11 protein-coding genes and 1 riboswitch are annotated in these 12,951 nt (G+C 69.2%); of the genes, 6 read left to right on the forward strand and 5 right to left on the reverse strand.

Features of this window, described 5'->3' with window-relative positions; translation table 11 throughout:
- Nucleotides 1-93: 93 nt before the first annotated feature.
- The 4 genes from ACF09C_RS22815 to ACF09C_RS22830 all read right to left on the reverse strand — a co-directional run bounded on the left by ACF09C_RS22815 (nt 94) and on the right by ACF09C_RS22830 (nt 4,828).
- The gene (locus ACF09C_RS22815; protein ID WP_392093762.1) at nt 94-1,611 is read right to left on the reverse strand and encodes a glycoside hydrolase family 3 protein; all 1,518 of its coding nucleotides are present in this window, start codon (nt 1,609-1,611) and stop codon (nt 94-96) included.
- An 8-nt stretch (nt 1,612-1,619) separates the two neighbouring features.
- Nucleotides 1,620-2,480, reverse strand: coding sequence for a carbohydrate ABC transporter permease (locus ACF09C_RS22820; protein ID WP_392093764.1), 861 nt, complete (start codon nt 2,478-2,480; stop codon nt 1,620-1,622).
- A complete protein-coding gene (locus ACF09C_RS22825; protein ID WP_392093765.1) occupies nt 2,477-3,469 on the reverse strand; it encodes a carbohydrate ABC transporter permease in 993 nt (330 codons plus the stop codon). Before ACF09C_RS22825 ends, ACF09C_RS22820 begins: the two co-directional genes overlap by 4 nt.
- A gap of 78 nt (nt 3,470-3,547) precedes the next feature.
- Nucleotides 3,548-4,828 carry an extracellular solute-binding protein gene (locus ACF09C_RS22830; protein WP_392093766.1) on the reverse strand — a complete coding sequence of 427 codons (1,281 nt, stop codon included), beginning with the start codon at nt 4,826-4,828 and terminating at the stop codon, nt 3,548-3,550.
- Between the two features lie 283 nt (nt 4,829-5,111).
- Between ACF09C_RS22830 and ACF09C_RS22835 the strand changes: the two genes are divergently transcribed.
- From ACF09C_RS22835 to ACF09C_RS22860, 6 genes are all read left to right on the forward strand, one after another.
- Nucleotides 5,112-5,876 (forward strand): GntR family transcriptional regulator, encoded by a 765-nt coding sequence (locus tag ACF09C_RS22835; RefSeq protein WP_362426634.1) that lies wholly within the window; start codon nt 5,112-5,114, stop codon nt 5,874-5,876.
- 114 nt (nt 5,877-5,990) lie between these two features.
- A complete protein-coding gene (locus ACF09C_RS22840) occupies nt 5,991-6,245 on the forward strand; it encodes a DUF3311 domain-containing protein (RefSeq protein WP_392093768.1) in 255 nt (84 codons plus the stop codon).
- Nucleotides 6,242-7,867 (forward strand): monocarboxylate uptake permease MctP, encoded by a 1,626-nt coding sequence (gene mctP, locus ACF09C_RS22845; RefSeq protein WP_392093770.1) that lies wholly within the window; start codon nt 6,242-6,244, stop codon nt 7,865-7,867. Before ACF09C_RS22840 ends, mctP begins: the two co-directional genes overlap by 4 nt.
- An 88-nt stretch (nt 7,868-7,955) precedes the next feature.
- Nucleotides 7,956-8,459, forward strand: a complete 504-nt coding sequence (locus ACF09C_RS22850; protein WP_392093772.1) for a GNAT family N-acetyltransferase — start codon at nt 7,956-7,958, stop codon at nt 8,457-8,459.
- A 108-nt stretch (nt 8,460-8,567) separates the two neighbouring features.
- A riboswitch (cobalamin riboswitch) is annotated at nt 8,568-8,646 on the forward strand.
- Between the two features lie 153 nt (nt 8,647-8,799).
- Nucleotides 8,800-11,175, forward strand: coding sequence for a ribonucleoside-diphosphate reductase subunit alpha (locus ACF09C_RS22855; protein ID WP_392093774.1), 2,376 nt, complete (start codon nt 8,800-8,802; stop codon nt 11,173-11,175).
- Nucleotides 11,175-12,188: a ribonucleotide-diphosphate reductase subunit beta gene (locus ACF09C_RS22860; RefSeq protein ID WP_392093776.1), complete on the forward strand. Its 1,014-nt coding sequence runs from the start codon at nt 11,175-11,177 to the stop codon at nt 12,186-12,188. The genes ACF09C_RS22855 and ACF09C_RS22860 overlap by 1 nt, the downstream gene beginning before the upstream one ends.
- A 77-nt stretch (nt 12,189-12,265) precedes the next feature.
- On the opposite strand, the gene def is transcribed toward ACF09C_RS22860, so the two are convergent.
- Nucleotides 12,266-12,895: a peptide deformylase gene (gene def / locus ACF09C_RS22865; RefSeq protein WP_392093778.1), complete on the reverse strand. Its 630-nt coding sequence runs from the start codon at nt 12,893-12,895 to the stop codon at nt 12,266-12,268.
- Between the last annotated feature and the right edge of the window lie 56 nt (nt 12,896-12,951).

A 12,951-nucleotide genomic window follows, 5' to 3' on the forward strand; every position in this document is an offset into this window, starting at 1 on the left:
CCCGGGGCGGTACGGACGCCCCGGGGAACGTCAGTGGGGCCCGGCACCTGGTTCAGGTGCCGGGCCCCACTGGCGTTCTCCCCCGTGCCGGGCTCAGATCCCGGCGATCGCCTCCGCCGCCGCGCGGCCGCAGACGCGGGCCGCACCGTGCGTGGCGATGTGCAGGGCGCCGCGGGGTGCGGCCTGGTTCAGGCCCATCTCCACCACGACGGTGTCCGGGCGGGCCGCGAGCAGCGCGTCGAGGGCCGCGGTCATCCACGGGTGCCGGTGGGCGTCCCGGACGACCGCGACGATCCGCCGCTCCTTCGCCGCGGCGAGCACCGCGTCCACCGACGGCTCGTCGAACGAGCCGGTCTCGGTGCCCGGAAGGAGCCGCTCCAGCTCCGCCGCGACACCCCAGGGCGTCTCGTCACCCACGGCGATGTTGGCGACCGGAGTGAAGGCGGCGACGTACGGAGCCTCGGTCACCCGCGTGTAGGGCAGCTCCCCCGGCGTGAGGGTCACGGCCCTGCGGGCGGCGACCAGTCCGATCTCGGTGCCGGGCGCGGTCCCCTCCTGCACTGCCGCGCCCGGCCCCGATCCAGCCCCCCTGACCCGGTGCGCCTGGGTCCAGGCCGCCAGGGCGCGTACACGCGCCGCGGCGTCGGCCAGCCGCTCCTCGGGCAGTTCACCGGTCCGTACCGCTTCGACCAGCGCGTCGCGCAGCCGCAGTACGGTGTCCTCGTCGGCCAGCCCGCCGCCGACGCAGATGGCGTCGGCGCCCGCGGCGATCGCGAGGACGGATCCGCGCTCGATGCCGTACGTCCCCGCGATGGCCTGCATCTCCATGCCGTCGGTGACGATCAGCCCCTCGAAGCCCAGCTCCTGACGGAGCAGACCGGTCAGGATCTGCGGGCTCAGGGTCGCCGGGCGCTCGGAGTCGAGCGCGGAGAGCAGGATATGCGCGCTCATGACCGCTTTGGTACCCGCGGCGATGGCCGCGCGGAAAGGTACCAGCTCACGGGCGTGCAGTGTGGCGAGGTCCACATCGATGCGGGGCAGCGCGTGGTGCGAGTCGACGTTGGTGTCGCCGTGTCCGGGGAAGTGCTTGGTGCACGCGGCGACACCGACGGCCTGCAGGCCCTCGACGTACGCCACGGTGTGCCGGGCGACCAGGTCGGGGCTCGCGCCGAAGGAGCGGACGCCGATGACCGGGTTGTCGGCGTTGGAGTTCACGTCGGCCGACGGCGCCCAGTTGAGGTCGACCCCGCAGGCGGCGAGCCGGCGGCCGAGCTCGGCGGCGACGGACCGGGTGAGGTCGGTGTCGTCGACCGAGCCGAGGGCGTAGTTGCCGGGGAAGGAGGAGCCGTTGCGGACCTCCAGCCGGGTGACGTCGCCGCCCTCCTCGTCGATGGCGACGAGGACGTCGTCCCGCTCGGCCCGCAGCTGCGCGGTGAGCGCGGCGAGCTGCTCGGGCGAGGCGATGTTCCGGCCGAACAGGCCGACGGAGGAGAGGCCCTCGCCGATCCGGCGCAGCAGCCAGTCGGGCGCGGTGGTGCCGACGAAGCCGGGCTGGAGGACCGTGAGCGCGTCACGGGTCAGGGTGTCCGAGGCGCTTACGAGTGTGGTCATGGGCGGCGTTATCCCTTCACCGCGCCGGCCGTCAGGCCCGCGGCCATCTTGCGCTGGACCAGGAGGAAGAGGATCACGATGGGGACGGCCATCATGGTGGAGCCCGCCATCATCGGGGCGTACTCGGTGCCGTTCTTCGTGATGAAGTTGCCGAGCCAGACGGTGGCCGTCTGGTTCTGCTGGCTCATCAGCATCAGGGCGTAGAGGTACTCGTTCCACGCCTGGATGAAGCCGTAGACGGAGGTGGCGACCATGCCGGGGGCGAGCAGCGGGAAGACGACCCGGATGAACGCGCCGGTGCGGGTGCAGCCGTCGACCTGGGCGGCCTCCTCCAGCTCCTTGGGGATGTTCACGATGAAGCCGCGCAGCGTCCACACCGTGAAGGGCAGGATGAAGGTCAGGTAGGTGATGATCAGGCCGCTGATCTTGTCGTACTGGCCCAGGTCGTTGAGCATCAGGAAGACCGGGATGATCATCGCGACGAGCGGGACCATCTGGACGGCGAGGATGCCGACGATGACGATCTTGCGGCCGCGGAAGGCGAACCGGGAGATGGCGAGCGCCGCCAGCATGCCGACGATGATGCCGATGACGACGACCACCGAGGAGACGATGAGGCTGCGGCCGACCGGCCCCCAGAAGTCCGCGATCTCCAGGGCACGCTTGAAGTTCTCCAGCGTGAACACGGAGGGGAAGAAGTGCGGGTTGGGGTCGATGGCGTCCTTGGCCGGCTTGAAGGCCGTGTTGACCATCCAGTAGACCGGGAAGCCGATCGTGGCGAAGACCAGGAGGCCGATCAGGTTCCAGCCGAGCTTGGACTTCTTGCGGCGGCGGGTGGCGGCGGGAGCCGGTGCGTTCGCTGCGCTCACTCGACTTCTCCGATCTTGAGCATCTGGCGCATGTACACAGCGACCACGCCGAGCAGCAGGACGACGGTCACGAGCGCGATCGCCGAGCCGGTGCCGTAGTCGTTGACGACGAAGGCCTTGTCGAAGGAGTACGTGGTGAGCAGCTGGAACTCCGCCTCGGGGTGGCCGTTGCGCATCACGTAGACCTGCGGGAAGACGCCCATGTCCCAGATGACCGAGAGCGTCGTCAGCATGACGATGATCGGCTTGAGGATGGGCAGCGTGACGAAGCGGAAGACGCCCCAGGCTCCGGCGCCGTCGAGGCGGGCGGCCTCCTCCAGCTCCTTGGGGACCTGGGTCAGACCGGCGCTCAGGGTGATGACGACGAAGGGCACGGCGCCCCAGACGACGAGCAGCATGATGACGGCGAGGCCCTGGGGGCCGCTGGCGAACCAGTTGTGGCCGATCATGTCGACGCCGGGGATCTTGCTGAGCAGCCAGTTGAGGACGCCGTAGTCGGCGTCGAAGAGCCACTTGAAGATGGCGGTGGCGACGATGATGGGCATGCCCCAGCTCGCCACGAGCGCGATGTTGATGAGCGTCTTCACCCAGCCGGAGACCCGCTGGAGCAGCAGGGCGATCAGCATGCCGATGACCATGGTGGCGATCACGGCGCCGCCCGCGAAGATCACGGTGCGCAGGACGACGGCCCAGAACTCGCCGTCACCGAGGATCTTGGTGAAGTTGTCGAGGCCGGCCCACTCGGCCTCCTTGAAGCCCCACAGCTGGGGCTGCCCGAAGACCTGGAAGGAGAGGGTGACCAGGCGCACGAGCGGGTAGCCGAGCACCAGGAGCAGGATGAGCAGGCAGGGCGCGAGCAGCAGCCATGGGATCCCACCCCCGCCCAGACTCGGCTTCTTCCCCGGCTTCGGGGTACCGGCTGCGGAGCCGGATGGTGGCGATTGCCGCGCCGGCGGCACCTTCGCGGTGGTTGTGTCTGCGGCACTCATCCCGTGCTCCTCAGCGATCCCTCTCGTGGTACGGGAAGCAGGGCCCCGTCAGCGTGGTGACGGGGCCCTGCCCATAGGTCACTTGGTGTTGATGACCTTGTCGATCGCGGCGTCCGCGTCCTTCGCGGCGGCGTCGACCGACTTCTTGCCGTTGGCGATCTCGATGAGCATCGTCTTGAGGATCTGGGCCTTCTCGACCTGACCCCAGCCCGGAGCGGTCGGGACGAACCAGCTGGACTCGGCGGCGGTGGCCGGGACCGTGGTGGCCGGGTCGGCCTTCAGCGGGGCGAGGTCCGCCTTGTTGTTGGGCAGGTTGCCCTTGGCGACGAGGCCCTTCTGGCCCTCGGCGCCGGTGAAGGCGGCGATCCACTCGGCCGCGACGCCCTGCGCCTTGGACTTGACCGGGATGGCCAGGTCGGAGCCGCCGAGGAAGACCGGGAGGTTCTTGCCGGACGGGCCGGGCATCACGAAGTTCTCGAGCTTGTCCTTCAGCCCACCGACCTTGTCGCTCTTCGGGTCGGCCGCGGTGGCGCCCTCCCAGCCGGCGGCGAAGATCGTGGCGGAGTTGCCCTGGCCGAAGACGACCGGGCGGTCGGCCTCGTCCTTGGTCTTGTCGCCGTGCATGTACTTGTCGACGATGTTCTTGTACTCGGTGAGGCCCTTGACGGACTCCGGCGAGGACAGGTTCGCCTTCCAGCTCTCGCCCTCCTGCTTGGCGATGGAGCCGCCGGCCTCGTAGACGAAGGACATCGCGGCGTACCAGTCCGGCGACGGCTGGTACCAGGCGCTGAACTTGTCGCCCTTCTTCTTCTGGATGGCGTCGAGCGCGGCGGTCAGCTCGGCCCAGGTCTTCGGGGCGGCCTTGACGCCCGCCTCGGCGGCGATGTCCTTGCGCCAGGTGCCCACGCGGCCACCGGCGTAGTAGGGGACACCGTAGGTCTTGCCGTTGTAGGTGACCGAGTCCTTGAGGGCGTCGAGCCACTTGTCGGAGTTCTCGAACTTCGACGGGTCGACCTCGGCGAAGGCACCCTTGGCCATGTAGCTGATCATCTCGGAGTTGCCCATCTCGACAACGTCCGGGGCCTTGTCCGTGGCGAGCACCGCGTCGAGCTTGGTGTTCTTGTCCGGCCAGCCGTAGTACTCGTGCTTGATCTTGATGCCCGGGTGCTTCTTCGTCACCGCGTCGTCGGCGGCCTTGACCAGCTCGGGCCAGTTGTTCTGGGCGTCGACCGTCAGCCAGACGGTGAGCTCCTTGGCGTCGCCGCCGGCGTTGTCCCCGCTCTTGTCGGTGCCACCGCACGCCGCGATGGAGACCATGATGCCCGCGACGCCGATCGCCGCGATGAGCTTGCGCTTCACGCCACCCTCCTCAGGGATGCCTGCAACCCCCCCACCGCGCGAAGACATACGTCGAGTAGTGCTCGTGGGGCTGGGACCTGGTCTTTAATGGTTTAGACCAGTACCCGGAGCTTGGCCTAGACCTTTAGGGGTGTCAAGGGTGTATAAGAAGGGCAGTCGCGTCCGTTATCGGACCGACACCTGAGGGAGGGCGACGACCCGTGACCGGTCCGTGCCACCATGTGAGCCGCGACAGACGGAGGAGCCGGTGACGGCAGCAGCACAGCAGTCGGGAAGGCAGGGCATGGCCACGGACGCGGGCAGTACGGAGAAAGAGGGCGGGGTCGCCACCCGCACCGCGCGCGTGCCCAAGTACTACCGGCTCAAGCGCCACTTGCTCGACATGACCGAAACCCTGCCCCCGGGCACCCCGGTCCCGCCCGAGCGCACCCTGGCGGCCGAGTTCGACACCTCGCGCACCACCGTGCGCCAGGCCCTCCAGGAACTGGTCGTCGAGGGCCGGCTCGAACGCATCCAGGGCAAGGGCACGTTCGTCGCCAAGCCCAAGGTCTCCCAGGCGCTCCAGCTGACCTCCTACACCGAGGACATGCGCGCCCAGGGCCTGGAGCCCACCTCGCAGCTGCTCGACATCGGGTACGTCACGGCCGACGACACCCTCGCCGGGCTGCTCGACATCTCCCCCGGCGGGCGGGTCCTGCGGATCGAGCGGCTGCGGCTGGCGAGCGGCGAGCCGATGGCGATCGAGACCACGCACCTTTCGGCCAAGCGCTTCCCCGCGCTGCGCCGCTCGCTGGTGAAGTACACGTCCCTCTACACCGCGCTCGCCGAGGTGTACGACGTGCACCTCGCCGAGGCCGAGGAGACCATCGAGACCTCGCTCGCCACCCCGCGCGAGGCCGGCCTGCTCGGCACGGACGTGGGCCTGCCGATGCTGATGCTCTCCCGCCACTCGCTGGACGCCGACGGCGAGCCCGTCGAGTGGGTGCGTTCGGTGTACCGCGGCGACCGATACAAGTTCGTTGCCAGGCTCAAGCGCCCCAACGGCTGACAAAAGACCGCACACCCACCGTCCGCTATCCGGACAGGGGTTCCATACCGCGAAACCGTCCCCTAGATTTCCTGCGCATTACAACAGGTGATCATCGAGGGGACGGTCCGCCGTATGTCCGAAGAGACACAGGGAAGACAACCAACCGTCACACCCCTACGGGTCGTCGTGGCGCTCTGTCTGTTCGCCCCGTTCGTGGCGATGCTCTGGGTGAGTTCGTACGCGAAGGTCGAGCCGACGTTCATCGGCATCCCCTTCTTCTACTGGTACCAGATGGCGTGGGTCGTCATCTCGACCGCGCTGACGATGGTCGCGTACCAGCTCTGGCAGCGTGACCAGCGCGCCCGGAAGGCAGGTGCCTCCAAGTGAAGGACGGCGTGAACGGCGTCGCACTCGCCGTCTTCATCTTCTTCTTCCTGGCCGTCACGGTCATGGGCTTCCTCGCCTCGCGCTGGCGCAGGGCGGAGAACGAGAACAGCCTCGACGAATGGGGCCTCGGCGGGCGCTCGTTCGGCACCTGGGTCACCTGGTTCCTGCTCGGCGGCGACCTCTACACCGCGTACACCTTCGTCGCGGTCCCCGCGGCGATCTACGCGGCGGGCGCGGCCGGCTTCTTCGCCGTGCCGTACACGATCCTGGTCTACCCGCTGATCTTCACCTTCCTGCCCCGCCTCTGGTCGGTGTCGCACAAGCACGGGTACGTCACCACCTCGGACTTCGTCCGCGGCCGCTTCGGCTCCAAGGGCCTGTCCCTCGCGGTCGCCCTCACCGGCATCCTCGCGACCATGCCGTACATCGCGCTCCAGCTGGTCGGCATCCAGGCCGTCCTGGACGTGATGGGCGTCGGCGGCGGCGAGAACACGCACTGGTTCATCAAGGACCTGCCGCTGCTCATCGCCTTCGGTGTGCTCGCGGCGTACACCTACTCGTCGGGGCTGCGCGCGCCCGCGCTCATCGCCTTCGTCAAGGACACCCTGATCTACATCGTCATCGCGGTGGCGATCATCTACATCCCGATCAAGCTGGGCGGCTTCGACGAGATCTTCGCCAAGGCCGGTGAGGCGTACGCGACGATCAACCCGGCGACCGACAAGCCGCGTGGCGCCCTTGTGCCGGGCGAGATGGGCCAGTGGGGCTACGCGACGCTGGCGCTCGGCTCGGCGCTCGCGCTCTTCATGTACCCGCACTCGATCACGGCGACGCTCTCCTCGCGCAGCCGTGACGTGATCCGCCGCAACACCACGATCCTGCCGCTGTACTCGCTGATGCTGGGCCTGCTCGCGCTGCTCGGCTTCATGGCGATCGCCGCCGGGGTCAAGGTCTCCAACGGCCAGCTGGCGATCCCGCAGCTGTTCGAGAACATGTTCCCCGACTGGTTCGCGGGCGTGGCCTTCGCCGCCATCGGCATCGGCGCGCTGGTGCCGGCCGCGATCATGTCGATCGCCGCCGCCAACCTCTTCACCCGCAACATCTACAAGGACTTCCTGAAGCCGGACGCCACGCCGGAGCAGGAGACCAAGGTGTCCAAGCTGGTGTCGCTCCTGGTGAAGGTCGGCGCGCTGGCCTTCGTCCTCACCATGGACAAGACGGTCGCGATCAACTTCCAGCTGCTCGGCGGCATCTGGATCCTGCAGACCCTCCCGGCCCTGGTCGGCGGTCTGTTCACCCGCTGGTTCCACCGCTGGGCGCTGCTCGCCGGCTGGGCCGTCGGCATGGTCTACGGCACGGCGGCGGCGTACGGCGTGGCCAGCCCGACCCAGAAGCACTTCGGCGGCTCGTCCGCCGAGATCCCGGGCATCGGCGAGATCGGCTACATCGGCCTCACCGCCTTCGTGATCAACGTCATCGTCACCGTCGTCCTCACCTTCGTCCTGAAGGCCGTCAAGGCCCCGGAGGGCGTCGACGAGACCTCGCCGGAGGACTACACGGCGGACGCGGGCGACAAGGGTGTCTCGACCGAGCTGCCGAAGGTCGGCGTGAGCTCGCACTGACGCCGTGGCCGCGCCACGCGAAGGGTCCGGGGTTTCCTGACGGAAATCCCCGGGCCCTTCGCCGTGCCCCTCGGGCAGACTGCGGCCCATGGACATCACGATCCGGGCGGTACGGCCCGAGGAGTACGAGACGCTCGGCGAAATCACCGCGCGCGCCTTCCTCGACGACGGGCACCTCGACTTCGGCGAGGACGACGACTATCTGCACGTCCTGCGCGACGTGGCCCGGCGCGACGCCGAGGCCGAGGTCCTGGTCGCCGCGGACCGCGCCGGGCGGCTCCTCGGCGGGGTGACGTTCACCCCTGGGGAGCGAACGTGGGCCGATATCGCGGGGGCCGGCGAGGCGGAATTCCGGATGCTCGCGGTCGCGAAGGAGGCGCGAGGCCAAGGGGTCGGCGAGGCGCTCGTACGGGCCTGTGTCGACCGGGCGCGGGCCCTGGAGGGGTGCGTGCGCGTCCGGCTCTCCACCCAGCGCGGCATGGCCGAAGCGCACCGGATCTACGAGCGGATGGGGTTCGTCCGGACTCCGGAACGCGACTGGAAGCCGATTCCGGAGATGGACCCGCTGCTCACGTACGCCTTGGAGCTGTGATCCCCAGGTATTCCCGGATGCGTGGGCAAATTTGGAGGCGACACAACATGTGGGGGGTGCCAAGAGCGGCGCCCCCCACATGTATGCTCATCCTCGCTGTCGTCGCAGGGGAATCCGGTGCGAATCCGGAACTGTCCCGCAACGGTGTGCTTTTGGCGGCTTCGTCCGCCCGGTCAGTCCGAAGACCTGCCGACAGCGCGCCCGGTCCGTCCGTTCCGGGTGACACAGACGTCCGGGCCTCGCGGAGTGGGCAGCGGCGCGGCGCGGCCCTGCGTACGGGGGTCGGCGCCGCCGCACGCCTCCCGCGCCGGCCCCGAGCCGAGCGAGGGAGAGCCCCCACGTGACCATCGCGCCCGCCGATCCGGCCACAGCGATCGAGAGCGACGGCAACGAGAGCGACGGACCCGGGACCGTGCTCCTGCGGACCCTGACCGACCTCACCGCCGACCTCACCGACACCGACCCCGGCAAGGTCGCCGCCGCCGCGCTCCGGGGCCGCAACGCCGGCTCGGACGAGGCGGAGCTGCGTGAGCTGGCCACCGAGGCGGCCGCGGGTCTCATCGCCGAGGACCCGGCCTACTCCCGGCTCGCGGCCCGGCTGCTGACCATCACGATCGCGGACGAGGCGGCCTCCCAGGGCTCGGTCACCTTCTCCGCCTCCGTCGCCGTCGGCCACCGCGAGGGGCTCATCGCCGACCGCACCGCCGAGTTCGTCACGCTGCACGCCGAGCGGCTCGACGCGCTCGTCGACGGCGCCGCGGACGACCGCTTCGGCTACTTCGGTCTGCGCACCCTGTACTCCCGCTACCTGCTGCGCCACCCGATCACCCGCAAGGTGATCGAGACCCCGCAGCACTTCATGCTGCGCGTCGCCTGCGGTCTCGCCGAGGACGACTCCGCCCGCGCCCTGGACGAGGTCGCCGCGCTCTACGGGCTCATGAGCCGGCTCGACTACCTGCCGTCCTCCCCCACGCTCTTCAACTCCGGCACCCGCCACCCGCAGATGTCCTCCTGCTACCTCCTGGACTCCCCGCAGGACGAGCTGGACTCCATCTACGACCGCTACCACCAGGTCGCGCGCCTCTCGAAGCACGCCGGCGGCATCGGCCTGTCGTACTCCCGCATCCGCGCCCGCGGCTCGCTGATCCGCGGCACCAACGGGCACTCCAACGGCATCGTGCCGTTCCTGAAGACCCTGGACGCCTCCGTGGCGGCCGTGAACCAGGGCGGCCGGCGCAAGGGCGCCGCCGCGGTCTACCTGGAGACCTGGCACGCGGACATCGAGGAGTTCCTCGAGCTGCGCGACAACACCGGTGAGGACGCCCGGCGTACGCACAACCTGAACCTCGCGCACTGGATCCCGGACGAGTTCATGCGCCGCGTCAACGCGGACGCCGAGTGGTCGCTGTTCTCCCCGGCGGACGTGCCCGAGCTGGTCGACCTGTGGGGCGACGAGTTCGACGCCGCCTACCGCGCCGCCGAGGCGAAGGGCCTGGCCCGCAAGACCATGCCGGCCCGTGACCTGTACGGCCGGATGATGCGGACCCTGGCGCAGACCGGCAACGGCTGGATGACCTTCAAGGACGCCTCGAACCGGACGGCCAACCAGACCGCGGAGAAGGGCCACACGGTCCACTCCTCGAACCTGTGCACCGAGATCCTGGAGGTCACGGACGACGGCGAGACCGCGGTCTGCAACCTCGGCTCCGTCAACCTCGGCGCGTTCGTCGTCGGTTCGGACATCGACTGGGAGCGGCTCGACGCGACCGTCCGTACGGCCGTCACCTTCCTCGACCGGGTCGTGGACATCAACTTCTACCCGACCGAGCAGGCCGGCCGCTCCAACGCCCGCTGGCGCCCGGTGGGCCTGGGCGCGATGGGCCTCCAGGACGTCTTCTTCCAGCTGAAGCTGCCGTTCGACTCCCCCGAGGCGCGGGCGCTCTCCACGAAGATCGCCGAGCGGATCATGCTCGCCGCGTACGAGGCGTCCGCCGACCTCGCGGAGCGCAACGGGCCGGTGCCGGCCTGGGACAAGACCCGCGCCGCGCGCGGTGTCCTGCACCCCGACCACTACGACGTCGAGCTGAACTGGCCGGAGCGCTGGGCCGCGCTGCGCGCGCGGATCGCCGCCGTCGGCATGCGCAACAGCCTGCTGCTCGCCATCGCGCCGACGGCGACGATCGCCTCCATCGCGGGCGTCTACGAGTGCATCGAGCCGCAGGTCTCCAACCTGTTCAAGCGCGAGACGCTCTCGGGCGAGTTCCTCCAGGTCAACTCGTACCTGGTGCAGGAGCTGAAGCAGCTCGGCGTGTGGGACGCGCAGACCCGTGAGGCGCTGCGCGAGTCCAACGGCTCGGTGGCCGGCTTCACCTGGGTCCCGGCCGAGGTGCGCGAGCTGTACCGGACGGCGTGGGAGATCCCGCAGCGCGGTCTGATCGACATGGCGGCGGCCCGTACGCCGTTCCTGGACCAGTCGCAGTCGCTGAACCTGTTCCTGGAGACGCCGACCATCGGCAAGCTGTCGTCGATGTACGCGTACGCCTGGAAGCAGGGCCTGAAGACGACGTACTACCTGCGCTCCCGCCCGGCGACGCGGATCGCCCGCGCGGCCCAGGCCGCGGCGCCCGCCGCCACCATCCCCGTCCAGCAGGTCGCCGACCCCGACGCCGTCGCCTGCTCCCTTGAGAACCCCGAGTCCTGCGAGGCCTGCCAGTAATGAGCTCCACCGAAAAGAACCTGCTCGACCCGGGCTTCGAACTGACCCTGCGTCCGATGCGCTACCCGGACTTCTACGAGCGCTACCGGGACGCGATCAAGAACACCTGGACGGTGGAGGAGGTCGACCTCCACTCGGACGTCGCCGACCTCGCCAAGCTGTCGCCGGGCGAGCAGCACATGATCGGCCGCCTGGTCGCGTTCTTCGCGACCGGTGACTCGATCGTCGCGAACAACCTCGTGCTGACGCTGTACAAGCACATCAACTCCCCCGAGGCGCGGCTCTACCTCTCGCGCCAGCTGTTCGAGGAGGCCGTGCACGTCCAGTTCTATCTGACGCTGCTCGACACCTACCTGCCCGACCCGGAGGACCGCGCGGCGGCCTTCGACGCGGTGGAGAACATCCCCTCGATCCGCGAGAAGGCGCAGTTCTGCTTCAAGTGGATGGACTCGGTCGAGAAGATCGAGCGCCTGGAGACCCAGGCCGACCGCCGCCGCTTCCTGCTGAACCTGATCTGCTTCGCGGCGTGCATCGAGGGCCTGTTCTTCTACGGTGCCTTCGCCTACGTGTACTGGTTCCGGTCCCGCGGTCTGCTGCACGGTCTCGCGACCGGCACCAACTGGGTGTTCCGCGACGAGACGATGCACATGAACTTCGCCTTCGAGGTCGTGGACACCGTCCGCAAGGAGGAGCCGGAGCTCTTCGACGACGCGCTCCAGCAGCAGGTCGTCGACATGCTGAAGGAGGCCGTCGAGGCGGAGCTGCAGTTCGGCCGTGACCTGTGCGGCGACGGCCTGCCGGGCATGAACACCGAGTCGATGCGCGAGTACCTCCAGTGCGTCGCCGACCAGCGTCTGGTGCGGCTCGGCTTCGCCCCGGTCTACGGCTCCGAGAACCCGTTCGCGTTCATGGAGCTCCAGGGCGTCCAGGAGCTGACGAACTTCTTCGAGCGCCGTCCGTCCGCCTACCAGGTGGCGGTCGAGGGCTCGGTGGACCTGGACGAGGACTTCTAGTCCGCGTTCCGGGACGATCACGGCGAAGGGCCCCGCTCCGGGGGAGGGGGCCCTTCGTCGTATCCGCGTGAACGGGATCAGTCGTTCAGGACGGTCTCGTAGCGCGGGGTGCCCTCGTCCATCTGGCGCAGGGCGTCCTTGCGGTCCCGCTTGGAGAGCTTGTCGATGTACAGGAAGCCGTACAGGTGGTCCGTCTCGTGCTGGAGGCAGCGCGCGAAGTAGCCGGTGCCCCGGACCTTGATCGGGTTGCCCTGGGCGTCCTGGCCGTGCACCTCGGCGAAGTCCGGGCGGGCCAGCGAGGCGTACGCGGTCGGGACGGAGAGGCAGCCCTCGTTGGACTCGTCCAGGACGCGCTGCTCGGCCGGCAGCTCCTGGAGCACCGGGTTGACGACGACGCCGGTGTGGCGGACGCCCTCGTCGTCGGGGCAGTCGTAGACGAAGACCTTGAGGTCGACACCGATCTGGTTCGCGGCCAGGCCCACGCCCTCGGCGGCCTTCTGGCTGGCGAACATGTCGTCGATCAGCGCGGCGAGCTTGTCGTCGAACTCGGTGACGTCCTTGCACTCCCGGTGCAGCACCGGGTTGCCGACGACGGTGATCGGACGCGCCGTCCCGCGCTCCCGGTACGCGAGCTCACGCGCCTCGCAGTCCTCCGTGTCCACGACGTAACCGTCGTTGATCTGCTCGTCAGTCTCCTGCTGCGCCATTGAGCCGCACGCCTTCCTCGGAACCCCAGTCGATGTCCCGTACAGCCTAAGGGCAG

It is taken from the genome of Streptomyces sp. NPDC014870 (assembly GCF_043081505.1).
Classification (GTDB): domain Bacteria; phylum Actinomycetota; class Actinomycetes; order Streptomycetales; family Streptomycetaceae; genus Streptomyces.